The sequence below is a fragment of the Nonomuraea sp. NPDC050451 genome, from assembly GCF_044458585.1.
The window spans coordinates 444817-471253 of record NZ_JBITHZ010000001.1 but is presented as its reverse complement, the minus strand read 5'-3'; the positions used below and the strand labels follow the sequence as shown (position 1 = coordinate 471253).

Here is a 26437-nt window from a genome sequence, read left to right as displayed (position 1 = left end):
CTCTCGGGCCTCTTTGGCCTCTTGGGCTGAGCGCCCGCGACCGGCGCGACTTCTGGCGCCCCACCGCGCCGTCTTCCGGCGAGCCTGCCTCTCCGCCGTGCCTTCGGTCGGAGTCCGCCCCCTCCTGCGAGCGCCTGTGACGGCGCTCCCGCGGATCTCAGGCACGGCCCGCTCGCTGAGCGCCCAGGCTTCCGTCTTCCCAGGCAAGACGTATGGGATGCGCCGCGCCTCCGGGGCGCAGGAGGCCGGAGACGGCGACGGGCCCGGACGAACGTGTCGTCCAGGCCCGTGCCGTGTGTGGCGAAAAGGTGGTGTCAGTGCGTGAGGCTGCGGTCGTCCTCGCCACCGGAACCGATGGCGGCGTGCTCTTCCTCGTGCCCGTGTCCGTGTCCGTCGTCCAGCGGGATCTTCTCCCCGCCGTACGCCTTGGACATGCGGGCGCGCAGCTTGCCGAGCGGACCGCGCATGCCCTTCGGCGGGATGCCCGTGGTGTCCTCGGCCACCGGCAGCATCGCCACCGGCTCCTTGCCGCGCATGTGGGCCTCGATGTCGTCCGCTGGCGGCGTGTGGACCTCGATGAACTCACCGTGCGGCAGCCGCTTGATGACACCCGACTCCACGCCGTGCGAGACGACCGCGGCGTCGGAACGCTGCAGGCCGAGGCAGATGCGGTAGGTGATGACGTATGCCAGCGCCGGCGCGACGAAGACCAGCACCCGGCCGGCGTACGTCGTCACGTTGAGGCTGATGTGGAAGTTCGCCGAGATCTCGTCGTTGGCGCCGAGCAGCCACAGCACGCCGTAGAACGCGATGGCCGCCATGCCGATCGAGGTGCGGTGCGGGTTGTTGCGCGGCCGGTCCGCGACGTGGTGCTCGCGGTGGTCGCCCGTCACCCAGCGTTCGAGGAACGGATAGAGCGCCAGGCCCGTCATGATGATGCCCATCGGCACCAGCGCCGGGATGATCACGCTCAGCGGCAGGGTGCCGGCATGGGAGGTGCCGAAGAGGTTGATCTCCCACGGCACCATGATGCGCAGCGCGCCTTCCAGGAAGCCCATGTAGAAGTCGGGCTGCGAACCCGCGGACACGTCGGCGGGCGTGTAGGGGCCGAACAGCCAGATCGGGTTGATCTGGGCGAACGTCGCCATACCCGTCACCGCGGCCAGCGTGAACAGGAAGTACGCCCCCGCCTTCGCCATGAAAGCCGGGTAGAACGGCGCGCCCACCACGTTGTGGTTGTCGCGCCCCTTGCCCGGCATCTGCGTGTGCTTCTGCACCCACATGAGCACCATGTGAGCCGAGATCAGCGCCAGCAGGATGCCCGGGATGAGCAGGATGTGCAGCGAGTAGAACCGGGCGATGACATCCTCACCCGGATATTCCCCGCCGAACAGGAAGAACGTGATGTACGTGCCGACCAGCGGCAGCGAGATCGCCACGCCCTCGGTGATCCGCAGACCGGCGCCGGAGAGCAGGTCGTCGGGGAGCGAGTAGCCGGTCAGGCCCTCGGCGAGCGCCAGCGTCAGCAGCAGCACGCCGATGATCCAGTTGAGCTCGCGCGGCTTGCGGTAGGCGCCCGTGAAGAACACCCTCAGCATGTGGACCATCATGCCGGCCACGAACATCAGGGCCGCCCAGTGGTGCATCTGCCGGATGAGCAGACCACCCCGGACGTCGAAGCTGATCTCCAGCGACGACGCGTAGGCCTCCGACATCATGACGCCCTTGAGCGGCGCGTACGAGCCGTCGTAGGCGATCTCCATCATGCTCGGCTTGAACCAGAACGTCAGGAACGTACCGGTCAGCAGCAGGATGACGAAGGAGTAGAGCGCGATCTCACCCAGCAGGAACGACCAGTGGTCCGGGAAGATCTTGCGCAGGTTGCGCTTGAGGAAATTGGCCCCGCCGAGGCGGTCGTCGAGGAATGTCGACGGCCCGGCGACGGCCTTGGGCACGGCGTTCAGCTCGGTGCTCATGCCTGGCCTCCCTTCTCCCTGGCCGCGCGCTCGGCGTCACCGCGTTCCCAGTAGCTGGGGCCGACGGGCACCTCGAAGTCGCCCTGGGCGATCAGGTAGCCCTCGGCGTCGACCGTGATCGGCAGCTGCGGCAGCGGCCTGGCGGCCGGGCCGAAGATGACCTTCGCACCGTCGGCCGCGTCGAACGTCGACTGGTGGCAGGGGCAGAGGATGTGGTGGGTGTTCTGCTCGTACAGGGCCGCCGGGCAGCCCACGTGCGTGCAGATCTTGGAGTACGCCACGATGCCGTCGTGCGTCCAGTTCTGCCGGACGCCGCTCTTGATCTCCTCCGGACGGAACTTGATCAGGATCAGCGTGGCCTTGGCGAGGGCGTTGAGGTCGTGCTGGTAGCCCTCGGGGACCACCGACAGGATGCCGCCGGGCGAGTTGAAGTCGGCGGCCCGGATGGGCTGGCCGGTGCCCTCGACGACGAGCCTGAGCGGCTTGCCCTCCTTGGTCTTCTCTCCCCAGACCGTGTGGCGCAGCTCCTTGTTGAACTTCGCGCCCGGCATCTTGCTGTTGTCGAGGTCGCGAAGCAGCACCACCGGCACGAGGCCGAGGGGCGCGGCGGCCAGCAGCAGCGTGCGGCGCAGCAGCTTGCGCTTGACGAAGCCGCTCTCGTTGGCGCCCTGGACGAACGTGTCGGCGACGACCTCGCGGTCGTCCTCGGCGGAGGCCATCGGGTGGCGCTCCTGGACCAGGGAGTACTTCGGCATGATCATGCGTACCCAGATCACGATGCCGATCGCCAGTCCCAGGATCGCCACGGTCAGCGAGAGGCCCAGCGCGAGGTTGGACACCCCGGTCGCCTCGGGGCTGCCGACCTGGAAGACCACGTAGGAGATGATGAACGCGATCGCGGCCAGGAACGTGATCGTGAAGCAGAGCGCCACGATCTTCTCGGCCTTGCGGGCCTTGCTCTCGTCCGGCAGCGTGACGCCGGGGACGTCCTTGTCGACGTCCGTGGCCTCCGCGGTGCCGAGCATCGAGGTGCCCGGCGCGGGGGTGCCGATGACGCGCTTGGGTACGCGCTCATCGGGCTGCTCGATCTCGTGCTCGTTGTCTGTCATGACTTCTGTCGCTTCTTCGCGGTGATCCAGATGGCGGCGAGTGCGAGGACACTGAGCCCTGCGATCCACGCTACGAGACCTTCGGTCACGGGGCCAATGCGCCCGAGGCCGAAACCTCCCGGGTCCTTCTGCGCGCGGACCTGCGTGATGTAGGCGATCATGCTGCGCTTCTCTTCAGGCGTGATCGTCGTGTCGTTGAAGACCGGCATCGCCTGCGGCCCGGTGACCATCGCCTCGTAGATCTGGGTGGGGGTCGCCGAGTTGAGGTTGGGAGCGTACTTGCCCTGCGTCAGGGCTCCACCGGCGCCGACCCAGTTGTGACACTGGATGCAGTTGGCGCGGAACAGCTCGCCGCCCTTGCCGGCGTCGCCGAGCTTGGGGTCGACCTGCTCCTGCCCCGGGACCTGCGGGCCGCCGCCGAGCGACTGCACGTAGGCGCCGATCTGCCTGATCTTCGTCTCGTCGACCCAGGGCGCCATCGGCTTGCGCGGCGCCTGCGGACCCGGGTTGGCGGCGGGCATGCGGCCGGTGCCCATCTGGAAGTCGACCGCCGCGGCGCCGACGCCGACGAGCGTGGGCGCCGTCTGGGTGCCCTCCGCGTTCATGCCGTGGCAGCTGGAGCAGTGCTTGACGAACAGGCTCCTGCCCTCGGCCACGTCATCGACCTTGCCTGCCGCCAGTGCCGCGTCGGCAGGCTTACCCGCCTGGACAAAGGCGGCGTATACCATCCCGACCAGCGCCAACGCCAAAATCAGGACGGCATATCTCGCGAGGGGATGCCGCCGCCAAGCGGTGATCCTAGTCACAGAGATCCCGTTCCTTAACGAATGATGTAGATGGTCGCGAAAAGACCAATCCAGACGACGTCTACGAAGTGCCAGTAGTAGGACACGACGATCGCGCTGGTGGCCTGCTCATGCGTGAAGCGCTTCGCGGCGTACGTGCGTCCCAGCATGAACAGGAACGCGAATAGGCCACCGGTCACGTGCAGGCCGTGGAAGCCCGTCGTCAGGTAGAACACCGAGGTGTAGGCGTTGGCGGACAAGGTCGCGCCCTCTGATGCCAGCTCGCCGTACTCGTACAGCTGCCCGGCCACGAAGACCGCGCCCATGAGGAAGCTGACGATGTACCAGAAGCGGAGCCTGCCGACCTGCCCCTTCTCCGCGGCCCACACGCCCAGCTGGCACGTCACACTCGACAGAACCAGGATGATCGTGTTGGCCGTCGCGAACGGGATGTTCAGGTGAGCGCCCTCGGCGGCCTCGAGGCCCACCTTGTGGAAGGCGGGGCCCCATTCGAAGCCGTTGCCCTCGCTCACCGACCGGATGGTGAAGTACATCGCGAACAGCGCCGCGAAGAACATGAGCTCAGAGGACAGCCACACGATCGTCCCGACACTGACCAGATTGGGTCTGCGGTACGACTGGGCTGTCGTCGTCGAAGTTATTGCGGATGCTGTCGCCACGGGCAGCATTATTGCGGCTTCGGTGGTCGGTCCCGCGCACGACCCCCCGGTTAGCAGGTACAAACCGGGAGGCAACCTGGGATAATCGCCTCAAAACCCCCTGTCAGGCATGGTGGCCTGGGAATGCACACCGGCGCACCGGTACGATCCGAGGTGACCATACAGATACAAGGGATAGCGAGCGCGACAGTGACGTCCACTGGGAGCACCGACGACACGATGAGGGTCCTCGTCTACAGCGACGACGCCGCCACCAGGGCCGAGGTGATCCAGGCCATCGGCAGGCGCCCCGCCGCCGACGTACCCCTCGTGGAGATCGTGGAATGCGCCACCGAGCCCAAGGTCCACCAGTGGCTGGGCTCGGGCGAGATCGACGTGGCCGTCCTCGACGGCGAGACGCAGCCCGCGGGTGGCATGGGCGTCTCCCGCCAGGCCAAGGACGAGGTCTACGACTGCCCGCCCATCTGCCTGATCATCGCCAGGCGCGACGACCGCTGGCTGGCCGACTGGTCCAGGGCCGACGCCGTGGTGCCGCAGCCGCTGGAGCCCATGGTCCTGGCCGACACCGTGGCCGACCTCATGCGGCGCCGCTCCTCGACCCGACTCAACGCTAAGTAGGTGCCCATGGACTCCCGGACGACCTGGCCCACCCTGCTGTCCGCTCTCCTGTCCGGAGAGCACCTCACCTCCGACGAGTCGGCCTGGGCGATGCGGGAGATCATGTCCGGCGCCGCGACGCCGTCCCAGATCGCCGGCTTCGTGATCGCGCTGCGCGCGAAGGGCGAGACGGTGGCCGAGGTCGTGGGCCTGGCCCGCACCATGCTGGACCTGGCCACGCCGCTGAGCGTGGAGGGGCCCGTGGTCGACGTCGTCGGCACGGGAGGCGACCGCGCCCACACCGTCAACGTCTCGACGATGGCCGCCATCGTGGCCGCCGCCGCGGGCGCCCGGGTCGTCAAGCACGGCAACCGCGCCGCCTCGTCCTCGTGCGGCGCCGCCGACGTCCTGGAGCACCTGGGCATCCGGCTCGACCTCACGCCGGAGCAGACGGCGCGGGTGGCCGAGGAGGCGGGCATCGCGTTCTGCTTCGCCCCGGTCTACCACCCCGCGCTGCGCTTCGCCGGGCCGACGCGCAAGGAGATCGGCGTACCCACGATCTTCAACTTCCTCGGCCCGCTCACCAACCCGGCCCGCCCGGCCGCCCAGGCCATCGGCGTCTTCGACGCCAAGATGCTGCCGGTGCTGGCGGGCGTCTTCGCCGAGCGCGGCGTCAGCGCGCTGGTCTTCCGCGGCGACGACGGGCTCGACGAGCTGACCATCGCGGGCACCTCGACGGTCTGGGTGGTCAAGGACGGCACGGCCACGCAGACGACCTTCGACCCGTCCGTGCTCGGCATCCCGCGCGCCGACGTGGGCGCGCTGCGGGGCGGGGACGTGGCCTTCAACGCCCAGGCCGTGCACGACCTGCTGCAGGGGAAGACGGGGCCGGTGCGCGACGCCGTCCTGCTCAACGCCGCCGCGGCCCTGGTGGCCCTCAACGGGCCGGGCGACGACCTCGACGCCGCCATGACCGACGGCTACGCCCGCGCGGTCCAGGCCGTCGACTCCGGCGCCGCCGCCGCCACCCTCGACCGCTGGATCGCGGTCAGCGCCTCCGTCAACGGCGCCTGACCGCCCTTCCGGAGCGCGCCCCTCACCTGGGGCGCCTCCCTCTCCGGCCCTTCCCCTCGCTCGGGGCGCGCCTCCCTGCGGCTGTACGCCCTCCGTCCGCTCGACACCGCCCGCAGACGGCCGGGCCCTCCACTCGGACGACACCGCAGCGCTGAGGCGGGCGGCAGCGGCAGGTCGCAGCCCGCCCACGCCCTCACACCGCGATCCCGTACCCCTCACAGCGGCGCTGAGGCGCGCACAGCGGCGCGGAGAGCGGGTCGGTGCGGCATGGTTGGGCCCGCGTCGCACCCGCCCAGGGCCTTCAGCGCGCGCTGAGGCTACGGCGCCCGGGGCGCGTCCAGCCCCGAGTGTGGCGGGTCGGGGCGTGGCGCTTCCGGGCGCGGCCGGCGGCGTGAATCGGTATCAGAACGTGATGGTCGGCCCGTCCTTAAGCACGCTCCACTTCAGCCACTGCTTCCAATCCTCCTGCCAATGACCCCACCCGTTCGTGGGCTCGAGCTTGCGCGGCGACCCCGTGATGATGATCGGGTCCCCGATCAGCGTGTTCTTGAGGAACCAGATGGCGTTCGCCGGGCTGATGTTCACGCACCCGTGGCTGACGTTCGAGTTCCCCTGCGACCCCACCGACCAGGGCGCGCTGTGCACGTACTCGCCGCTGTTGGAGATGCGGACGGTGTGGTAGACGGTCAGCGAGTAGTAGCCGGCCTGGCCGGGCCCGATCCCGGGCGAGGTCATGAGCGTGGCGTGCTCCCGCGACATCGCCAGGTGGATGCCGGAGGTGGTGTAGTACTTCCACTGCCCGCCCTGCCCCGCGCTCATCGGCATCTCGCGGATCTTCTTGCCGTCGCGCCGGACGTACAGGACGTGCTCCTTGGTGCTGCCCTTGGTGATCTGCGAGCGGCCGATCTTGAAATCGAGCCGTACGTCGCGCTTGCCGTACATGCCGGGGCCCCCGCGCACGCCGGCCAGCTTCGCCTCCAGCCGCACCTTCGTGTGCGCGGGCCAGTACTCCAGCGGCCGGAAGTCCACGTGGCTGTCGTCGAACCAGTGCCAGGCGCCCTCCACGGGCCTGGAGCTGCGGACCGTGAGATTGCGTTCGACGGACACCCGGTCGGCGATCGGCTTGTCGAAGGCGATCATGATGGGCATGCCGACGCCGACCGTCAGCCCGGTGTCGTCCTTGTTCGGGGTGATGGTCTGGATGTCGAACGTCTTGTTGCCCTTGATCGTGGAGAACGTGCTGGTGGTCTGGGTCTGCTTGCCCGCGGCGTCCGCGGAGACGGCGGTGACCGTGTAACTGGTGCCGGGGCGGGCGGTGACGGTGCTGCGCCAGTTGGTGCCGTCGGCGCTCAGGACGCCCTTGAGGGCGCCGGACCTGCCGCCGTCCACCCGTACGCTCTTGAGCGTGCCTCCACGGGCCGAGACGACCACAGGCTGGTCTGTGGGTACGTTCGCGGACTTGTCCTGCGGAGAGAACGTCACAGCGGGCCCCTGGGCCCCGCCGACCATGGCGACCCCCTGAGGTTTCGGGGCCGAGGCCCCCGAGCACGCCGCCAGCAGCGCCAGCGCCAGCAGGCCGGCCGATCCATTCGCTACGCGCCCCACGTATGACTCCCTCGTCCGACAAACGAACCCCTTGACCGCCTCCGCCTGCTCACCGCCCTCTTGTGCCCGAAAAGGCCCTTAGTGGCGGTCCGCATAGCAGACTTCTCATTACTACCCTCAGTGATCGAATAACCACATCGGATCACCGTTAAAGAACACAAAAAAACGGGCGTCCCCCCTCAAGGGAGACGCCCGCTCAGGCAGCCCGGGTCAGTGCGAGAAGTTGCCCCGGTAGTACTGGAAGACGAAGCCGACCATGGCCATGATGACCAGGAAGAGCCCGATCAGGAACATCCAGAAGCCGATCACGAACCCGGCGAAGGCGAAGGCCGCCGCCAGGCACAGGAACAGCGGCCACCAGCTGCTCGGGCTGAAGAACCCGATCTCGCCCGCGCCCTCGCTGATGTCGGCCTGCTTGTTGTCCTCCGGCTGGTCGCCGATGCGCCGCGCGGTGAACATCAGGTAGTAGCCGACCATGAACGCGAACCCGACCGAGATCGCCATGGCCGTGGTGCCGACCGGCTCACCCTGGCCCGTCGCCGCCTTGGTCCAGAACCAGTAGGCGACGTCGACACCGGCGAAGAACAGGCCGCACGCCAGGAACAGCCAACCCTGTACTTTCATCAGGCCTCGACCTCCGATGCCGTCGGCTTGGCGGACACGTGCGGGTAGTGCAGGTCGAACGCGGGGCGCTCGGACCGGATGCGCGGCAGCGAGGTGAAGTTGTGCCGCGGCGGCGGGCAGGAGGTCGCCCATTCGAGCGAGCCGCCGTAGCCCCAGGGGTCGTCGACGGTGACCTTGGGCGCGCTGCGCCAGGTCTTCCAGACGTTGTAGAAGAACGGCAGCGTCGAGGCGCCCAGAATGAATGCGCCCACCGACGAGATCATGTTGAGGTCGGTGAAGCCGTCGGCCGGGCTGTAGTCGGCGTAACGACGCGGGAAGCCCACCATGCCCAGCCAGTGCTGGATGAGGAACGTCGTGTGGAAGCCGATGAACAGCAGCCAGAAGTGCAGCTTGCCCAGCTTGTCGTCGAGCATCTTGCCGGTGAACTTGGGCCACCAGAAGTAGAAGCCCGCGAACATGGCGAACACGACGGTGCCGAAGACCACGTAGTGGAAGTGGGCGACGACGAAGTAGGTGTCACTGATGTGGAAGTCGAGCGGCGGCGAGGCCAGGATGACGCCCGTCAGGCCGCCGAGGAGGAAGGTGACGAGGAAGCCGACCGAGAACAGCATCGGCGACTCGAAGGACAGATGCCCTCGCCACATCGTTCCGATCCAGTTGAAGAACTTCACGCCTGTCGGCACCGCGATGAGGAATGTCATGAACGAGAAGAACGGCAGCAACACCTGCCCGGTCGGGAACATGTGGTGCGCCCAGACCGTGATGGACAGACCGGCGATCGAGATCGTCGCGACCACGAGGCTGATGTAACCGAAGATCGGCTTGCGGCTGAAGACCGGCAGGACCTCGCTCACGATGCCGAAGAACGGCAGCGCGATGATGTACACCTCGGGATGGCCGAAGAACCAGAACAGGTGCTGCCAGAGCAGCGCGCCGCCGTTGTCGGAGGCGAAGACGTGCGTGCCGAGCTTGCGGTCCGACTCCAGCACGAGCAGCGCGGCGGCCAGCACGGGGAAGGCCATCAGCACGAGCATGCTGGTCAGCAGGACGTTCCAGGTGAAGATCGGCATGCGGAACATGGTCATGCCGGGCGCGCGCATGCAGATGATCGTGGTGATGAAGTTCACCGAGCCGAGGATCGTGCCGAGGCCGGACAGGGCCAGGCCCATGATCCACAGGTCGCTGCCGATGCCGGGCGAGTTGATCGCGTTGGACAGCGGCGTGTAGGCGAACCAGCCGAACGAGGCCGCGCCGCCCGGCGTGAAGAAGCCGGACACGGCGATGAGGCTGCCGAACAGGTAGAGCCAGTAGCTGACCATGTTGAGGCGCGGGAACGCCACGTCGGGGGCGCCGATCTGCAGCGGCATCAGCTCGTTGGCGAAGCCGGCGAACAGCGGCGTCGCGAACATCAGCAGCATGATCGTGCCGTGCATGGTGAACAGCTGGTTGAACTGCTCGTTGCTGGTGAACTGCATGCCCGGCTGGGCCAGCTCGGCCCGCATGATCAGCGCCATGACGCCGCCGATCAGGAAGAAGGCGAAGGACGTGATCAGATAGAGGTGCCCGATGATCTTGTGATCAGTGGAGGACAGCCACTTGGCGATCACCTGGCCCTTGGTGACGGGCCTGAGCGGCGCGCGGAGGGGTTCATGAATGGCGGTCACTGGGCACTCCCAGCCTGATGGGTCGCGATGTACTGGTCGAACTCTTGCTGCGGGACGAGCTTCACCCGGAACAGCATGCGGCTGTGGTCGACACCGCAGAGCTCAGCGCACCGGCCGGCGAAGGTGCCCGTGCGGTCCAGCGTGGTGATCTGGAACGTGCGGCCCGGGTTGCCCTCCTTGATGCCGGGGATGACGTCCCGCTTGAACAGGAACTCCGGCACCCAGAACGAGTGGATGACGTCGTCGGTCGACAGATCGAACTCGACCTTCGTCTTCGTCGGCAGGACCAGCTCAGGCCCCTTGTGGTAGTCGCTCACCGGCACGCCGGCGACGGGGGCCAGCGTCTTGCCGTTGACGGTGGTGGTGAAGCGCCAGCTCCACTGGAAGGCCTCGACCTTGACCTTGACGGTCGCGTCGCCGTCCACCTTGGTCAGCACCTCGCTGTCACGCGCGGTGAAGAAGAAGAACACCGACACCATGACGAGCGGGATCAAGGTGTAGAGCATCTCGATCGGCAGGTTGTAACGCACCTGCGGAGGGAGATCGGCCGAGGACTTCCGCTTGCGGTGGAAGATGGCCGCCCACACGATCAGGAAGATGACGACTGCGCCCGTGGCGAGTGCGGCGATCCAGGCCCCGTTCCACAGACTCTGGACCACGCCCGCCTGCTCGGTGACATGGTCGGGAAGAAGGCCACGAGACCAGTCGGCCTTCGGAACGTCATTAGCACACGCCGTAGCAGTGGCCAGCAGCAACGCCAAAGCGGCGGCACGCGGCACCCTGCGCCGGGCCAACGAACGCCGCGTCGTACGGCGAGTCGGACTCACGGATCGCCTACCCCACAGATGAAGCCCAAGAGTCTTTCTCTTGGGCGCTCTTATTTCCAGATGCACAGCTGATTGCAGACACATTAGCGTGCAGGTGCCTCGCCCTACCGCGCGACCCCTCGATGGCGCCGCAAGTGGGACGATGAGTCTCGTGGCGTATTTCGACGCGGCTTCGAGCGAGCCGCTCCACCCTCAGGCACGCGAGGCGCTGCTGGCGGCGATCGACGTCGGCTGGGCCGACCCCGCGAGACTGTACGGCCAGGCCCGCCGCGCGCACCTGCTGTTGGAACAGGCCCGCACGGAGGTGGCCGAGGCGCTCGGCGCGCGCCCGGACGAGGTGTCGTTCACATCGTCGGGCACGCAGGCCGTGCATCTCGGCGTGCTCGGCACCCTACACGGCAGACGCAGGGCCGGGCGCCACCTGGTCACCGGCGCCGTCGAGCACTCCAGCGTGCTGCACGCCGCCGGCGTGCACGAACGCGACGGAGGCACGACCGAGACGGTGGGCGTGGACCTGACAGGGCGGGTGGATCTCGACCGGTTCGCCGAGGCGGTCGCCCGTCCCGGCACCGCGCTGGCCTGCCTGCAGACGGCCAACCACGAGGTCGGCACGGTGCAGCCGGTGGCGGAGGCGGCCGCGGCGTGCCGCTCCCACGGGGTTCCGCTGCTGGTGGACGCGGCGCAGACGGCCGGCAGGATGCCGATCCCGCCCGGCTGGTCGGTGCTGACGGCCAGCGCCCACAAGTGGGGCGGCCCCGCGGGAGTGGGCGTGCTGGTGGTGCGCAAGGGCACACGGTTCCGCTCGTTCCTGCCCGAAGACGAGCGGGAACGGCGGCGGGTGCCGGGGTTCGAGAACGTGCCCGGCATCGTCGCGGCGGCGGCCGCGCTGCGCGCGATGGCCGCCGATGCCGCGCAGGAGCAGGCGCGGCTGTCGGAGCTCGTGGCCAGGATCAGGGAGACGGTGCCGAAGATCGTCCCGGACGTCGAGGTGATCGGCGACCCGGTCGACCGGGCGCCGCACATCGTGACCTTTTCGTGTCTGTACGTCGACGGCGAGGCTTTGCTGACCGAGCTGGACAAGGCCGGTTTCGCTGTTTCGTCAGGAAGCTCGTGCACCGCTAGTACGCTTCGTCCATCGCACGTTCTTGAAGCGATGGGCGTGCTGACGCATGGCAATGTCCGGGTGTCGCTGCCCAGGGGCGCCTCCGCGGCGGAGGTCGACAGATTCCTCGCCGTGCTGCCCGATCTGGTGCGCCGCATCCGGCAGGACGCAGGAGTCGCATGACCGAGGTTACCCAGCCGGCTTTGACGATCGACGCGCTCGGGAAGAAGTGCCCGATCCCGATCATCATGCTGGCGGAGCAGATCAACTACGTCCCGCTCAACGCGGTGGTGGCCGTGCTGGCCGACGATCCCGCGGCGTACACGGACGTGCCGGCGTGGTGCAGGCTGAAGTCGCACCGGCACGTCGGCTCGTACGAGCTGCCCGGGGGCGGCTGGGCCATCCACGTCCGGCGCAACTACTGACATTCCCCCCGAAAGTGGGGTAGGGGCTTCCCGTACGAAGTCACCGACTTTCGGGGGAAAGCCATGACCAGAGAACATCCGCACGAGACCGCCCGTGACGTGATGCATCCGGGTGCCGAGTGCATCGGCGCGCACGAGACGCTCGACCGGGCGGCTCAGCTGATGCGCAACATGAACGTGGGGGCACTGCCCGTGTGCGGCCCCGACGAGCGGGTGAAGGGCATCATCACCGACCGCGACATCGTGATCAAGTGCATCGCGTCGGGGCACGACCCGTCGAGGACGACGGCGGGCGAGCTGGCCGGGGGCCTGGTCTTCGTCACCCCGGACACGTCCGTGGACGAGACGCTCACGCTGATGGAGCAGCACCAGATCAAGCGGATGCCGGTGCTGTCGGACAACCGCATCGTCGGCATGATCTCCGAGGCGGACCTCGCCAAGCACCTGCCGGACGACAAGCTCGCCGAGTTCATGCACCACGTCTACGCGAGGGGCTGAGCCGTACGGGACGGCCCGAGGCCGCCCCGGCCGCTTACACCGGGCCGGGGCGGCCGAGCGGTGCCTACGGGTGGTAGCAGCGCACGTGCTCGGCGATGTCCGCCGTGGCCTCGCTGCCGTACGCGGCGCCGAACCGCTCGAGGAAGACCTGCTGACCGAGCTCGTACTCCTGGCCGCCGACGCGCTCGAGCACGTGGGTGGCCGTCAGGTTGCCGATCTGGCCGCAGCGCTCCAGGGGCAGCCCCCAGGCCAGCCCCGACAGGAACCCGGCGCGGAAGGCGTCGCCCACGCCGGTGGGGTCGGCCTTGCCCCGCTCGGGGGCGGGGGCGACGTGGATGGACGGCTCGCCCCTGCGGTCGATGACGGCGCCCTTGGGGCCGAGCGTGGTGACGCGGACGCCGACCCGGTGCAGGATCTCCTCGTCGGACCAGCCGGTCTTCTGCTCGATGAGCCCCTTCTCGTAGTCGTTGGAGAAGAGGTAGGCGGCACCGTCGACGAGCTGGCGGATCTGCTCGTCCGCCATGCGCGCGAGCTGCTGGGAGATGTCGGCGGCGAACGGGATGCCGCGCTGGCGGCACTCGTCGGTGTGGCGCAGCATCGCGTCGGGGTCGTTGGGGCTGATCAGCACCAGGTCGAGGCCGCCCAGCCGGGAGGCGACGGGCTGCAGCTCGATCAGCCGGGCCTCGGCCATGGCCCCGGTGTAGAACGAGGCGATCTGGTTGTGGTGCTGGTCGGTGGTGCACAGGAAACGCGCGGTGTGCTGGGTCTCCGAGATGTGCACGGAGTCGCAGTCGACGCCGTGGCGCTCCAGCCACGAGCGGTAGTCGGCGAAGTCGTTGCCGACGGCTCCCACGAGGATCGGCTTGAGGCCGAGGCAGGCCATGCCGAACGCGATGTTCGCGGCGCATCCGCCACGACGGATCTGAAGGTCATCCACCAGGAACGAGAGTGACACCCGATCGAGCTGCTCGGCGATGAGCTGATCGCCGAAGCTTCCTGGGAAGGTCATCAGGTGGTCTGTCGCGATTGAGCCGGTAACGGCGATGCGCACGGGATTCTTCTTCCTCGTTGTCAGCAGGCCTATGAGCCCCACGAGAATACGCGAAGGTCCCGCGCGCACAAAGGCGAGCGGGACCCGGCGGCCACCGACTAGTTGAAGGAGTCACCACAGGCACAGGAGCCCGTGGCGTTGGGGTTGTCGATGGTGAACCCCGACTTCTCGATCGTGTCGACGAAGTCGATCGAGGCCCCCATGAGGTACGGAGCGCTCATGCGGTCGGTGACCACGCTGACGCCCCCGAAGTCCGACACCACGTCGCCGTCCATCGACCGGTCGTCGAAGAAGAGCTGGTAGCGCAGGCCGGAGCAACCACCAGGCTGCACGGCGACCCGCAGCTGCAGACCTTCCTCACCCTGCTGCTCGAGCAGGCTCTTGACCTTGGCGGCGGCCGCGTCGGTCAGGATCAGGCCCTGCGCCGTGGTCTCGCTGCTCTCAACCGTCATCTGCTGACTCCCTAACCCGGCTGTCTGTTTCCGACGTCCTACTAATGACGCTACCAACACCTGGCCCATGCCACACATTCCCAGGGCTGCCGCCCCCCGGAATAAGTAGGTATCCCCCATATGTCATGATGAGTATCGTCACTTCGACGATAAGGGGGTTTGGCCATGGCCACCCAGACTGGGCTGCCGCTCTTCGTCCTCGGCCAGGGCGCCGATCCGCACAGCGAGAAGGGGGTCGAGTGCCCGGGCGAGCTGCCGCCCGCCTCGGACCCCGACCTGGTGGAACGGGCCCGCAAGGCGAAGGAGGCGCTCGGCGACCGGCTGTTCGTGCTCGGGCACCACTACCAGCGCGACGAGGTCATCCAGTTCGCCGACGTCACGGGCGACTCGTTCAAGCTTGCCCGGCTTGCGGCGGCCAGGCCGGAGGCGGAGTTCATCGTCTTCTGCGGCGTGCACTTCATGGCCGAGTCGGCCGACATTTTGACCGGCGACCACCAGAGGGTGGTGCTGCCGGACCTGGCGGCCGGCTGCTCGATGGCGGACATGGCCACGTTCGACCAGGTCGAGGAGTGCTGGGAGGCCCTGGAGGACGCCGGCCTCGCCGATCAGGTGATCCCGGTCACGTACATGAACTCCAGCGCCGACATCAAGGCCTTCTGCGGCAGGAACGGCGGCGCGGTCTGCACCTCCTCCAACGCCCGCCGCGCCCTGGACTGGGCGTTCTCGCGCGGCGAGAAGGTCCTGTTCCTGCCCGACCAGCACCTCGGCCGCAACACGGCGGTGCTGGAGATGGGCATGTCCCTGGAGGACTGCGTCGTCTGGAACCCGCACCGCCCCAACGGCGGCCTCACCCAGGAGCAGCTGGAGCGGGCCAGGATGATCCTCTGGCGCGGCCACTGCTCGGTGCACGGCCGCTTCACGGCGGAGTCGGTCGACGACGTGCGCTCGCGCATCCCCGGCGTGAACGTCCTGGTGCACCCGGAGTGCCGCCACGAGGTCGTGCTCAAGGCGGACCACGTGGGCTCGACCGAGCACATCATCCAGACCCTGGAGTCGGCCCCCGCGGGCTCCAGCTGGGCGATCGGCACCGAGCTGAACCTGGTCAAGCGGCTGACGCAGGCGTTCCCCGACAAGAGCATCTCGTTCCTGGACAAGACGGTGTGCTACTGCTCGACCATGAACCGGATCGACCTGCCGCACCTGGTGTGGGCCCTGGAGTCCCTGGTGCTCGGGGAGGTCGTCAACCAGATCACGGTGGACGAGGACACCGCCCACTGGGCCCGGGTGGCCCTGGACCGCATGCTCGCCCTCCCCTAACCCACGCGGGCCACGAACGCGCTCACCGCGGCCCGGAAACCCTCCGGGTCCTCGACCCAGGGCAGGTGACCGGCGCCCGGCAGGGTCACCCGCGACGCGTACGGCAGCGCCCGCTCCAGCGAGTCCACCGCCCGGCGGGGCCGGATGTCCTCGGCCCCGTCGACGATCAGCGCCGGCACCGCCAGCGCCGCGCAGGCGGCCTTCAACGCCGGTGTGCCCCAGTCGCGCCTGTTCACGGCGTTGATGGTGGCGTTGCACTCGAAGTTGACGCCGAGCCAGGGCGTCGCCATGCGGTCGGCGTGCTCCATGGCCCGGCCGCGGTCGGCGAAGTCCGCCGACCACTGCAGCACCGCGAACTCACGGTCCTCGGCGGCCGTGCGTTCGCGGCTCTCCAGCGCCGCCCAGCGCTCCACGTGCTCGCCCACCGCGTCGCGCAGGCGGAGGTGGTACTCCTCGCGCCAGGTGTGGCCCGGGTCGATGCCCGTGCCGGAGACGTAGACCAGCCCGCGTACGCGATCCGGGTGCTCCAGGGCGTAGCGCAGGGCCAGCTGGGCGCCCCACGAGTGGCCGAGCAGCACCATCGCCTCCAGGCCGAAGTGGTGGCGGACGGCGTCGAGGTCCGCCACCGTCCGGGCCACCGAGTACGGGCCGAGCCGCTGGGAGCGGCCGCAGCCGCGCTGGTCCCATCGATGGACGGCCGCGACGCCGGACAGCAGGGCGGCCACGTCCTCCAAGGTGTCCCACAGGCCCGGCCCGCCGTGGCAGAAGACGACGGGGCGGCCTTCGCCGCTCCGCACCGCCCAGAGCCGCACGCCGTCATCGGTCACGACTGTCTCGCCCACCTGAGCATGATCCCTCGCGGCGCGGCTCAGCGGAAGGCGGCGGCGTTGCGCCGGGCCCAGGCGGCGAACGGCTGAGGGGCCCGGCCGAGCACGCGTTCGACGTCCGGGCTGATCCGCCGCTCGGCCTCGGTGGGCTCGCCGATGATGTCCAGCGTGGTGTCCGCGACCGGCGCGGGCATGAACGCCAGCATCTGCGCGCGGGCCTCCTCCCGGGTCTGCTCGACGAACGTGACCGGCTCGCCGATCGCCTGGGCGATGGCCTCGGCGTTCTGCCGCGGGGTCACCGGCTCGGGCCCGGTGAGCTCGTAGGTGCGGCCGTCGTGGCCCGGCTCCCGCAGCACGGCGGCGGCCACCGCGGCGATGTCGTCGGGGTCGATGATCGGCAGCCCGACGTCGCCGAACGGCGCCGCGACCGTGCGGTTCGCACGGATGGACCCGGCCCAGGCGTACCTGTTGGAGGCGAATCCGCCCGGCCGAAGGATCGTCCATCGCACCCCCGAGTTAATGACCGCGCGTTCCACCTCCGCTCCGAAGCGGCCGTGGGACGCGCTGTCCGGGCGGGTCACCACGCCCTGCGAGGAGAGCAGGACGACCCTGCCCGGCCCGCTCACCGCGGCGACGATCTCCTTGGGCTCCCTGGCGAACAGGTCGCCGCTCGTGAGGAGGAACAGCGCGTCCGCGCCCTCCAGCGCCGCGCTCATGCTGCCGGGGTCGGCCAGGTCGGCGGCCACCGCGCGCACGCCCTGCGGCACGTCGGCGTCGGTGATGCGGCGGGACACGGCGGTGACCTGCTCCCCCGCCTCGGCCAGCAGCCGGACCAGCGTCCGCCCGACGTTCCCCGTGGCGCCCGTGACAACGATCATGATCTCTCCCGTTGTTAGTTAGTTGACTGACTCACTTGTGGGAGACCATAGCACGACCGGGCCGCCTATAGTTAGTCAGGTGACTGACTCAACGGGTTCGCGGGCGAGGACCGCCGCCGCCAAGCGCCGGCGGCTGATGGCCGCCGCCGCCCAGGTCGTGCACCGGCAGGGGGCCGAGCGCACCACCATCGCCGACATCGCCCACGCCGCCGACGTCCCCGTGGGCAACGTGTACTACTACTTCAAGACCAAGGACGACCTGGTCGCCGCCGCCCTCGCCGAGCACGCGCGGCAGCTGGAGCTCCTCACCGGCCGCCTGGACGAGCTCGACGACCCGAGGGAGCGGCTGAAGACCCTCGTGGAAGGGTGGGTCAGCCAGCGCGACCTCGCGGCCCGCTACGGCTGCCCGACCGGGACGCTCGCCGCGGAGCTGGACAAACGCCCCGAGGGCGGCCTGGACGCCGAGGCCGGCCGCGTCATCCGGCTGCTGCTGGACTGGGTCGAGCGCCAGTTCCGCGAGCTCGGCCGGCCCGACCCCTGGGACCTCGCCCTGACGCTGGTGGGCGCCTACCAGGGCATGTCCCTGCTGGCCAACGCCCTGCGCGACCCCGACGTCATGACCCGCCAGGGCGCCCGCCTGCTCGACTGGCTCGACTCCCTGCCCGAGACCCCCGTCGGCTGAAGGCCCACCGCGCCAACCCCCGCCGAGCACGTACTTCGTGTCGTCCGCCGCGCTCTTCGTGAGGTGGGCGGCCAGAGGTAACGGACTCCGATCCTTTTTCGCGGCATCCGCAGGAGGCCGGGACACCATGAGGGTGTCCTGACGATCACCCTCCGGAGGAGCCATCATGGAAAGTCCGTCGAGGCGGGGATTACTGGGCGGCGCCGCGCTGGTGGCGGGTGCCGCGACGCTGTCCGCGTCCCCCGCCCGAGCCGCCGCGTCATCCGGTGGGCCGATCACTGGGCCGGTCACCGTGTACCCGGGCGACCCCCGCTACCAGGAGCTCACCGTGGGCTACAACCAGCGCTGGGTCGGCGCGCCCGACTATGTGCGCGTGGTCAGCTCGACCGCCCAGGTCGTCGCCGCGGTGCAGGAGGCGGTCGACGCGGGCAAGCGGATCTCGGTGGTGTCCGGCGGCCACTGCCTGGCCCCGTTCGTGTTCAACCCCGACGTGGACGTCGTCATCGACCTGTCCGGGCTGGACGAGGTGTACTTCGACCAGCAGCGGGGCGCGTTCGCGGTCGAGGGCGGCGCCCGGCTGTCGGGCGTCTACGACACGTTGTTCAAGAAGTGGGGCGTGACCATTCCTGGCGGGATGTGCCCCACGGTCGGCATCGGCGGCCACGCCACCGGCGGCGGGTACGGCTTCCTGTCCCGGCAGTTCGGGGCCGTGATCGACCACCTGGCGGCGGTCGAGGTCGTGGTCGTGGACCGCTCGGGCACCGCCCGCGCCGTGACGGCCTCGCGCGATCCGGCCGATCCCGACCGCGACCTGTGGTGGGCGTGCGCCGGCGGCGGAGGCGGCAACTTCGGCATCGTCACCCGCTTCTGGTTCCGCACGCCGGGCGCGAGCGGCGCCAACCCGAGCCGCCTGCTCGTCAACCCGCCCAAGGACGTGCTGCTCAGCGCCGTCGGCATCCCGTGGAGCATGCTGGACCGCACGAAGTTCGCCACCCTGGTCACGAACTGGGGCTCCTGGTACGAGGGGCACGCCGCGCCCGACTCCCCCGCCAGGATCCTGTCCGGCGTCGCGTCGCTGGCGCACCGCTCGAGCGGGAACGTCTTCCTGCTGACCCAGGTCGACGCCACCGCCCCCGGCGCGGCGCGGATCCTCGGCGACTACCTCGGGGCCCTGACCGCCGGACTCGGCGCCGACGCCGTGGTGGCGGCCCAGCCGGCGCAGCGGCTCCCATGGTTGCGCGCGGTCAAGCTGATCGCCGCCAGCATCCCCTCGTTCATCAACCCGACGCTGCGCGGCTCCTCCAAGTCGGCCTACCTGCGGCGCTCGTACACGGCCGAGCAGGCGGGCGCGATGTACGACGCGCTCACCCGTACGGACTTCGCCAACCCGGCGGCCGCGGTGACCCTGGCCGGGTTCAGCGGCGGCGCGATCAACGCCGTCCCCGCCACGCGAACCGCGCTGGCGCACCGCGACGCCGCGTTCTGGACGCTGTTCGAGACCCAGTGGCAGGACCCGGCCGCCGACGCCGCCAACATCGGCTGGCTGCGCGACCTGTACGGCTCGGTATGGGCGGCCACCGGCGGCTACCCGGTGCCCGGCGACCAGGCCGACGGCTGCTACGTCAACAACCCGGACCCCGACATCACCGACCCCGCGTTCAACCGCTCGGGCGTGCCCTGGCAGACGCTGTACTACAAGGGCAACTACGCCAGGCTCCAGCAGGTCAAGGCGGCCTACGACCCCCGCGACGTCTTCCGGCACGCGCAGTCGGTCTCGCTGCCGTAGCGGCACCTGGCCAAGTGCCCCGCCCTACTTGACTTTGTCAGCGCGCCGCCGCCGCGCTCGCTTCCCGGCGCCGATGCGCGCTCCTAGCGTCGAGCACACCGAGTGACGGAGGAGAACACCGTGATCCATCAACTCATCTTCGCCGCGCCCAAGCCCGGGATGACGGAGGAGGAGTTCCAGCAGTACTGGCTGAACGTGCACGCCGTCCGGTACGCGAGCAAGATCCCGCAGATCAGGAAGTACCTGATCGACACCCGGATCCCGTTGTCGCCCGACGAGGGCGAGCCGCTGTGGAGCGGCGTCGCCGAGATCTGGCTGCGCGACGAGCGGGAGCAGCTCGAGTCGCTGCAGACGCCCGAGTTCCTGGAGGGCGCGCGGGTCGACGAGCCGCGCTGGGCGGCGTTCTGGCGCACGGTCGTGCTCGACACCGACGCGCACGAGCTGGTGCCGGGACCCGAGCTCGCCCCGCCGTCGGGCGTGAAGCTGATCGTGCTGGTCAAGCGGAAGGAAGGGCTGCCGCTGGCCGACTTCAGAAGTGCCGATCTCGGCCCGCACGCCGAACTGGTCGCGCAGGTGCCGGGGCTGCGCCGGTACCTCCAGTGCCACGTCAGGGACGGCGCGTACGCCATCGGCGAGGCGGTGCTCGACGCCGCCCACCTCCTGTGGTTCGACGACAGGGACGCCATGGAGGCCGCGCTCGCCTCGCCTGAGTACGCCAAGGTCGTGGCCGACATGGAGACGCTGGTCGAACCGAGGTACGTGCACCGGCTGGCCGTCACCGAGCACTGGGTCATCGGACCGGAGAGCCGCTGATGTCCGCCGGTGACCAGGGATACGAGTACATCGTCGTGGGCGCCGGCGCGGCCGGGGCGGTCGTCGCCGCCAGGCTCGTCGAGCGGACCGACGCGCGCGTGCTCCTGCTGGAGTCCGGCGGCGACGCCGGTCTGGCGGCCATCCGCCAGACCGGCATCCCGGGCATGGCCTCGCTGTGGCAGGACCCCGCCGTCACCTGGCCGTACGTCACGGTCCCGCAGGCCGGGCTGGGCTGGCGGACGATCCCACTGCCCCAGGGCAAGGTGCTGGGCGGCGGCAGTTCGGTCAACGCCATGCTGTACGTCCGGGGCAACCGCCGCGACTACGACGGCTGGGCCGCCCAGGGCAACGAGGGCTGGTCGTACGACGAGGTGCTGCCCTGCTTCAAGCGGGCCGAGGACTTCGAGGACGGCGCCGGGCCGTACCACGGGGCGGACGGGCCCATGAAGGTGGCCCGCCTGTCCGCGATGTCGGAGGTGTCGCGCGCCTTCCTCAGGGCCGCCGACGAGCTGGGCTTCCCCGGCGGAGAGGACTGGGACTACAACGGGGCCGCGCAGGAGGGCGCCTTCACCTACCAGTCCACCAGGACGAAGGACAACCAGCGCTCGAGCACGGCGTTCGGCTACCTCGACCCGCTGCGCGGGCATCCCCGCCTCACCGTCGAGACCGGCGCGACGGCGACCCGCGTGCTGCTGGACGGCACGACGGCCACGGGCGTGGAGTACCTGCGCGACGGCGCCGTCCACCGCGCCGAGGCGAGCGCCGAGGTGATCGTCTCCTGCGGCGCGCTCGCCACGCCCAAGCTGCTGATGCTCTCCGGGATCGGCCCGGCCGATGCCCTGCGCGAGCACGGGTTCGCGGTCGCCGCCGACCTGCCCGGCGTCGGCGCCAACCTGCACGACCACCTCATCCTCGGCGTGGCCTACGCCGCGCGGTCGGTCCTGCCGCTGTCCGAGCTGCTGGCGGAGGTGGGGCTGTTCCCGCCGGACGACCCCGATCTCCAGATGCTGTTCGGCCCCGTGCAGTTCGTGGCCGACGAGTACCGCGTCGACGGGCCCGCCTTCACCTTCGCCCCCGTGCTCGCGCGGCCGCGCAGCAGGGGCAGGCTCGCCCTGCGGTCGGCGGACCCCGCCGACGCGCCCCTGGTCGATCCCCGCTACCTCGAGGACCCGGCCGACCTGGCCGCCCTCGTGCGCGGGATCGAGCTGTCCAGGGAACTGGCGCACGGCAGCGCGATGTGCTCGTTGCACGACCGCGAGAGCGCGCCCGGCCACGGCGCCGACCTGCCCGCCTACGTCCGCGCCACCGCGACCACCGTGTGGCATCCGGTGGGCACCTGCCGCATGGGAAGCGACCCGCTGGCCGTGGTCGACGCGGCGCTGCGCGTGCACGGGATCGAGCGGCTGCGCGTCGCCGACGCCTCGATCATGCCGTCCATCCCCGCGGGCAACACCGCCGCCGCCACCGTCATGATCGGGGAGCGCGCGGCCGACCTGCTGACATGAAGGAGCCGACCGTGCCAGACACCTACAGGTACATCGTCATCGGCGCCGGCGCCGCCGGATCGGTGGTGGCCGCCCGGCTCAGCGAGGACCCCGACACCTCCGTGCTGCTCCTGGAGGCGGGCGACGCACAGGTCACCGACGCGGTCACGACGCCGTGGCGGTGGAACGAGGTGCTGCTGACCGACCTGGACTGGGCGTACATGAGCGAGCCCCAGCCCGGTCTGGACGGCAACCGCGTCTACTCGGCCGCCGGTCGGGGCCTGGGCGGCACCTCGAACATCTACCACATGATGCACACCAGGGGCCGCCCGCAGGACTACGACGACTGGGCCTACCACGGGTGTCCCGGCTGGTCCTTCGACGACGTGCTGCCGTGGCTGCAGCGCCTGGAGGACCAGCGCGACGGGCACAACCCGCTGGCCGGCAAGGACGGTCCGATGACCGTGGCCGACGCGGCCGAGACGGGCAGCCCGGTGTCGGAGACGTTCATCGAGGCCTGCGTCGAGCTCGGCCATCCGCGCCTGGACGACTTCAACGCGGGCCTGTTCGGCGCGGGCTGGCACCACGTGAACATCAAGGACGGCCGGCGCCGGGGCGCCCGCGAATCGTACCTCGATCCCGCGCTCGACCGGCCCAACCTCACCGTGCTGAGCGCGGCCCTCGCGGCACGGCTGCTGTTCAAGGGGACCCGCTGCGTCGGCGTGGAGTACCTGCGCGAGGGCCGCACGCACACGGCGCGGGCCGAGGCCGAGGTGGTGGTGTGCGCGGGCGCCATCCAGTCGCCCAAGCTGCTGCTGCTGTCGGGCCTGGGCCCGGCCGGCGACCTGGCCGAACTCGGCATCCCGGTCGTGGCCGACCTGCCCGGGGTCGGGGCCAACTTCCACGACCACCCGCTGGTCATCGGGCCGATCGGCTACCTGGCCGAGCCGGGCGACGACCCGCGCGGCAACGTGACCGAGGTCGCGCTCTTCTGCGGGTCGCAGGACGGGCTGCCCGTCCCCGACCTGGAGGTCGCGCTGGTGCACCGCGCGCCGTTCGGCGAGAAGTTCTTCGCCAACGTCATCCGCCGCGTGCAGACCGGCCAGCCGGTCGCGCCGGTGCGGGAGCTGGTGGACCCGCACGTGATCCTCAGCCTGACCGGCCTGGTGGGGCCGGTCTCACGGGGATGGGTACGGCTGGCGGGCACCGACCCGACCGCCTACCCGCGGATCAACGCCAACTACTTCGGCGACCCGGTCGACCTGGAGCGCACGGTCACCGCCGTGGAGATCGCCAGGGACGTCTACCGCACCAAGGCGTTCACCGGCAGGTGGGGGCTGTCCGAGGTCGCCCCAGGGCCCGGCGTGACCAACCGCGACGAGCTGCGGGCCTGGGTGAAGGCCAACACCGGGTCGTACTACCACTTCGCCGGCTCCTGCCGGATGGGCACCGACGCCTCGGCCGTGGTCGACCCCCGGCTGCGGGTGCGCGGCGTGGAGGGGCTGCGCGTGGCCGACGCCTCCGTCATGCCCTCGCTGGTCAACGCGCACCCGCACGCCACGGTCGTGATGATCGGCGAGCGCGCGGCCGACCTCGTCCGTTCCCATAGGTAGAAGTCCCATAAGTAGAAGCGAGAGTGCCAGCACAACCTCGTCCTGTCAGCCGGGCCGGAACATTTCAATAATTCGAGGAAAGGGGGATGTTCGATTTATAGGGGTTGGTCGTATGACCGTATACGCGGATTTGAATTCGCGAGAGATTTGGCTCTCTCCTTTCTGTGAGGACCTGTTCGCGTCCTTCCTCCGTTCCGATCAGCGCCGATGGGGCGAGGTCTACGTCCATGGCCTGGTCTCCGTCCCGGGCCGCAAGTCGATCCGCCGGATCTCCACCGAGGTCGTGGGGCGGCCCGTCGACCAGTGCCTCCAGCAGTTCATCAACCAGAGCCCCTGGGACTGGGCGCCCGTACGGCAGCGCCTGGCCCAGCTGCTCGCCGAGGCGATCCGGCCGAAGGCGTGGGTGCTGGAGGAGGTCGTCTTCCCGAAGAACGGGTCCAAGTCGGTGGGCGTGGCGCGGCAGTTCGCCAACTCCGCGGGCCGCCTCCTCAACTGCCAGCTCGGCCTGTCGGTCGTGATGGTGGGAGAGGACGGCGGCTGCCCGGTCAACTGGCGGCTGCTGCTGCCCCGCTCGTGGGACGAGGACGACGGCCTGCGCAGCCGGGCGCGCGTGCCGGCCCACGAGCGCAGCCGGCCGCACTGGCGGCACCTGCTGCAGGCCGTCGACGAGATGGTGGTCGACTGGGGGCTGCCTCCGGCGCCCATCGTGGTGGACGGCAGGTCGATGCCCGGCGTGGAGCTCCTCCTCGCCGGGCTCGCCGAGCGCGGGCTGCCCTACCTCGTCCGCGTCTCCCCCGGCACCCTGCCGGCCGGCGGGGCCGGCCTGCCCGCCCGCCCGGTGCTGGAGCCGTTACGGCCCCGGCTGCAGGTGGTGCAGGGGCAGGCGGGCCCGCGGCCGCCGGCGCCGGGCCGCCGGTGGTATCCGCGCTCGGGGGCGCGGGCGATGTGGCTGACCGACCTGGGCCGCAACCGGGTGGCCGACCTGGCGGGGCTGGTCGGGCTGCGCAACAGGGCGGCGGCCGTGCTCGCGTCGGTCGCCGCCGAGTCCGGCCTGCAGCACTTCGAGGGCCGCTCCTTCCAGGGCTGGCACCACCACGTCACGCTGGTGTCGGTCGCCCACGCCTACCGGCTGCTGCGCGGCCTGGACGGACGGGAGGCGGAGGAACTGTGCCTGCGCCCGCATGGCTGACCGACCGGCTCGCCGAGATCGAGCTGTTCTCCGGGCTGTCGGACGAGCAGCTCGACTGGCTCGCGTGCGCCGGGACCGTCAGGGAGCTCGTCGACGGGGAGGCGCTGTTCGTCGAGGGCGCGCCGGCCGACGCCTTCTACGTCCTGCTGGACGGCGAGATCGTGGTCTCGAAGCTGGTCGGCGGGCGGGAGCAGGTGCTCGCCCGGCACCTCGGCGACGTGCTGGAGCACCAGTTCATCGGCGAGCTCCCGCTGCTCACCAGCGACGAGTACCTGGCCACCGCGCTGGCCGTGGGGCCGGCGCGGGTCGTGGCCTACGGCAAGGACGCGTTCTTCGACATGCTGGAGCGCTGCCCGCAGGTCTGCCGGGTGCTGCTGCCGGTGTTGGCCGGGCGCATCAACGCCATGGAGCGCCAGGCCGGGCGCAGCCGCATGCTGGAAGGGCTGGGCATGCTGGCGGCCGGCCTGGCCCACGAGCTGAACAACCCGGCGGCGGCCGCCCTGCGGGCCACGCGCGAGCTGCGCGACCTCCCGCCCCGGCTGGCCGCCGCCGCGGTCGAGTGGGGGCGCACGGGCGAGGAGGCCGAGGTGCGGCTCGTCGCGCGGTTCCAGGACCGGCTGGGCTCCGGGGCCGCGCTGGACCCGCTGGCCGAGGCGGAGGCGGCCGACGACGTCGCCGACTGGCTCCGCGAACACGGCCTCGATCAGGCCGTCGAGCTGACCGACGACCTCGCCGAGCACGGTGTGGACCGTGCCGAGCTCGACGAGCTGGCCGCCGGGCTGCGGCCGGGCGCCCTCGCCGCGGCGCTGGCGTACCTGGTGCCGGTGCTGCGCATCCGGACGCTCGCCGGCGACGCGGCCGAGGCGTCCGAGCGGGTGGTGGAGCTGGTACGGCGCACCTCGGCCTACACGAACCTGGACCGCGCGCCCCAGCGGGACGCCGACCTGCGCGAGGGGCTGGATGCCACGCTCGCCCTCATGGCGCCCAAGCTGCGCAACATCCGCGTACGCCGCGAATACGGCGGCGTCCCCGACCTCCAGGCCTTCCCCAGCGAGCTCAACCAGGTCTGGACCAACCTCATCGACAACGCCGTGGACGCCATGGGCGGCCAGGGCGATCTGACGATCAGCACCAGGCGGGAGGGCGACCACGCCGTGGTGGAGTTCCGCGACACCGGCCACGGCATCCCCGCCGAGGCGCTGCCGATGGTGTTCCAGCCCTTCTTCACCACCAAGGACCTGGGCAAGGGGACCGGTCTCGGGCTCCACGTCAGCATGGACATCGTGGCGCAGCGGCACGGCGGCTCGATGGAGGTCGACTCGCGGCCGGGCGACACGCGGTTCGTGGTGCGGCTGCCGCTGGCCCGGGGCCCCGGGTAA

At 70.2% G+C, this 26437-nt stretch carries 25 protein-coding genes; 13 read left to right on the top strand and 12 right to left on the bottom strand.

What is annotated here, in order from left to right:
• Positions 1–314 precede the first annotated feature (314 nt).
• Genes ACIBI9_RS02060 through ACIBI9_RS02045 form a run of 4 tightly spaced genes read right to left on the bottom strand, consistent with a single transcriptional unit; the run spans position 315 to position 4559 of the window.
• Complete coding sequence (locus ACIBI9_RS02060; RefSeq protein ID WP_397220064.1) at positions 315–1976, bottom strand: cytochrome bc complex cytochrome b subunit; 1662 nt, start codon at positions 1974–1976, stop codon at positions 315–317.
• A complete protein-coding gene (locus tag ACIBI9_RS02055) occupies positions 1973–3085 on the bottom strand; it encodes a Rieske 2Fe-2S domain-containing protein (RefSeq protein ID WP_397220063.1) in 1113 nt (370 codons plus the stop codon). Before ACIBI9_RS02055 ends, ACIBI9_RS02060 begins: the two co-directional genes overlap by 4 nt.
• Positions 3082–3891, bottom strand: coding sequence for a c-type cytochrome (locus ACIBI9_RS02050; RefSeq protein WP_397220062.1), 810 nt, complete (start codon positions 3889–3891; stop codon positions 3082–3084). The genes ACIBI9_RS02055 and ACIBI9_RS02050 overlap by 4 nt, the downstream gene beginning before the upstream one ends.
• A gap of 14 nt (positions 3892–3905) precedes the next feature.
• Positions 3906–4559: a heme-copper oxidase subunit III gene (locus ACIBI9_RS02045; RefSeq protein WP_387557322.1), complete on the bottom strand. Its 654-nt coding sequence runs from the start codon at positions 4557–4559 to the stop codon at positions 3906–3908.
• 210 nt (positions 4560–4769) lie between these two features.
• Here ACIBI9_RS02045 and ACIBI9_RS02040 point away from each other — a divergent pair, with 210 nt between their 5' ends.
• Both ACIBI9_RS02040 and trpD read left to right on the top strand, forming a co-directional pair.
• Positions 4770–5168 (top strand): hypothetical protein, encoded by a 399-nt coding sequence (locus ACIBI9_RS02040; protein ID WP_397220821.1) that lies wholly within the window; start codon positions 4770–4772, stop codon positions 5166–5168.
• A gap of 6 nt (positions 5169–5174) precedes the next feature.
• Positions 5175–6221: an anthranilate phosphoribosyltransferase gene (trpD, locus tag ACIBI9_RS02035; protein ID WP_397220061.1), complete on the top strand. Its 1047-nt coding sequence runs from the start codon at positions 5175–5177 to the stop codon at positions 6219–6221.
• Between the two features lie 402 nt (positions 6222–6623).
• Here trpD and ACIBI9_RS02030 read toward each other — a convergent pair whose 3' ends face one another.
• The 4 genes from ACIBI9_RS02030 to ACIBI9_RS02015 all read right to left on the bottom strand — a co-directional run bounded on the left by ACIBI9_RS02030 (position 6624) and on the right by ACIBI9_RS02015 (position 10773).
• Positions 6624–7826: an Ig-like domain-containing protein gene (locus tag ACIBI9_RS02030; RefSeq protein WP_397220060.1), complete on the bottom strand. Its 1203-nt coding sequence runs from the start codon at positions 7824–7826 to the stop codon at positions 6624–6626.
• A gap of 210 nt (positions 7827–8036) precedes the next feature.
• The gene (locus tag ACIBI9_RS02025; RefSeq protein ID WP_397220059.1) at positions 8037–8450 is read right to left on the bottom strand and encodes a cytochrome c oxidase subunit 4; all 414 of its coding nucleotides are present in this window, start codon (positions 8448–8450) and stop codon (positions 8037–8039) included.
• The gene (gene ctaD, locus ACIBI9_RS02020; protein WP_397220058.1) at positions 8450–10114 is read right to left on the bottom strand and encodes a cytochrome c oxidase subunit I; all 1665 of its coding nucleotides are present in this window, start codon (positions 10112–10114) and stop codon (positions 8450–8452) included. The genes ACIBI9_RS02025 and ctaD overlap by 1 nt, the downstream gene beginning before the upstream one ends.
• Positions 10111–10773 carry a cytochrome c oxidase subunit II gene (locus ACIBI9_RS02015; RefSeq protein WP_397220056.1) on the bottom strand — a complete coding sequence of 221 codons (663 nt, stop codon included), beginning with the start codon at positions 10771–10773 and terminating at the stop codon, positions 10111–10113. The genes ctaD and ACIBI9_RS02015 overlap by 4 nt, the downstream gene beginning before the upstream one ends.
• A gap of 310 nt (positions 10774–11083) precedes the next feature.
• On the opposite strand from ACIBI9_RS02015, the gene ACIBI9_RS02010 reads away from it, so the two are divergent.
• The 3 genes from ACIBI9_RS02010 to ACIBI9_RS02000 all read left to right on the top strand — a co-directional run bounded on the left by ACIBI9_RS02010 (position 11084) and on the right by ACIBI9_RS02000 (position 12966).
• Entirely contained in the window at positions 11084–12226 is a 1143-nt protein-coding gene (locus tag ACIBI9_RS02010; RefSeq protein WP_397220054.1) for a cysteine desulfurase family protein, read from the top strand.
• Complete coding sequence (locus ACIBI9_RS02005; protein ID WP_344985357.1) at positions 12223–12468, top strand: sulfurtransferase TusA family protein; 246 nt, start codon at positions 12223–12225, stop codon at positions 12466–12468. The genes ACIBI9_RS02010 and ACIBI9_RS02005 overlap by 4 nt, the downstream gene beginning before the upstream one ends.
• 63 nt (positions 12469–12531) lie before the next feature.
• Positions 12532–12966: a CBS domain-containing protein gene (locus tag ACIBI9_RS02000; RefSeq protein ID WP_397220053.1), complete on the top strand. Its 435-nt coding sequence runs from the start codon at positions 12532–12534 to the stop codon at positions 12964–12966.
• A gap of 64 nt (positions 12967–13030) precedes the next feature.
• On the opposite strand, the gene ACIBI9_RS01995 is transcribed toward ACIBI9_RS02000, so the two are convergent.
• Both ACIBI9_RS01995 and erpA read right to left on the bottom strand, forming a co-directional pair.
• Positions 13031–14017 (bottom strand): carbohydrate kinase family protein, encoded by a 987-nt coding sequence (locus ACIBI9_RS01995; RefSeq protein WP_397220052.1) that lies wholly within the window; start codon positions 14015–14017, stop codon positions 13031–13033.
• A gap of 98 nt (positions 14018–14115) precedes the next feature.
• Positions 14116–14469 (bottom strand): iron-sulfur cluster insertion protein ErpA, encoded by a 354-nt coding sequence (gene erpA / locus ACIBI9_RS01990; RefSeq protein WP_192792115.1) that lies wholly within the window; start codon positions 14467–14469, stop codon positions 14116–14118.
• A gap of 165 nt (positions 14470–14634) precedes the next feature.
• Between erpA and nadA the strand changes: the two genes are divergently transcribed.
• Positions 14635–15786: a quinolinate synthase NadA gene (gene nadA / locus ACIBI9_RS01985; RefSeq protein WP_397220051.1), complete on the top strand. Its 1152-nt coding sequence runs from the start codon at positions 14635–14637 to the stop codon at positions 15784–15786.
• On the opposite strand, the gene ACIBI9_RS01980 is transcribed toward nadA, so the two are convergent.
• Positions 15783–16628 (bottom strand): alpha/beta fold hydrolase, encoded by an 846-nt coding sequence (locus ACIBI9_RS01980; protein WP_397220050.1) that lies wholly within the window; start codon positions 16626–16628, stop codon positions 15783–15785. The genes nadA and ACIBI9_RS01980 overlap by 4 nt on opposite strands.
• Positions 16629–16654: 26 nt before the next feature.
• The gene (locus ACIBI9_RS01975; RefSeq protein WP_397220049.1) at positions 16655–17491 is read right to left on the bottom strand and encodes an NAD(P)H-binding protein; all 837 of its coding nucleotides are present in this window, start codon (positions 17489–17491) and stop codon (positions 16655–16657) included.
• Positions 17492–17570: 79 nt separating this feature from the next.
• Here ACIBI9_RS01975 and ACIBI9_RS01970 point away from each other — a divergent pair, with 79 nt between their 5' ends.
• From ACIBI9_RS01970 to ACIBI9_RS01940, 7 genes are all read left to right on the top strand, one after another.
• A complete protein-coding gene (locus ACIBI9_RS01970) occupies positions 17571–18173 on the top strand; it encodes a TetR/AcrR family transcriptional regulator (RefSeq protein WP_397220048.1) in 603 nt (200 codons plus the stop codon).
• Between the two features lie 166 nt (positions 18174–18339).
• On the top strand, positions 18340–19959 hold the full coding sequence (locus ACIBI9_RS01965) for an FAD-binding oxidoreductase (protein WP_397220047.1): 1620 nt from the start codon (positions 18340–18342) through the stop codon (positions 19957–19959).
• A gap of 120 nt (positions 19960–20079) precedes the next feature.
• Positions 20080–20772 (top strand): EthD domain-containing protein, encoded by a 693-nt coding sequence (locus ACIBI9_RS01960; RefSeq protein WP_397220046.1) that lies wholly within the window; start codon positions 20080–20082, stop codon positions 20770–20772.
• A complete protein-coding gene (locus tag ACIBI9_RS01955; protein WP_397220044.1) occupies positions 20772–22277 on the top strand; it encodes a GMC family oxidoreductase in 1506 nt (501 codons plus the stop codon). Before ACIBI9_RS01960 ends, ACIBI9_RS01955 begins: the two co-directional genes overlap by 1 nt.
• An 11-nt stretch (positions 22278–22288) precedes the next feature.
• Positions 22289–23869, top strand: a complete 1581-nt coding sequence (locus ACIBI9_RS01950; RefSeq protein ID WP_397220043.1) for a GMC family oxidoreductase — start codon at positions 22289–22291, stop codon at positions 23867–23869.
• A 130-nt stretch (positions 23870–23999) separates the two neighbouring features.
• Complete coding sequence (locus ACIBI9_RS01945; protein WP_397220042.1) at positions 24000–25058, top strand: IS701 family transposase; 1059 nt, start codon at positions 24000–24002, stop codon at positions 25056–25058.
• Complete coding sequence (locus tag ACIBI9_RS01940) at positions 25037–26437, top strand: ATP-binding protein (RefSeq protein WP_397220041.1); 1401 nt, start codon at positions 25037–25039, stop codon at positions 26435–26437. The genes ACIBI9_RS01945 and ACIBI9_RS01940 overlap by 22 nt, the downstream gene beginning before the upstream one ends.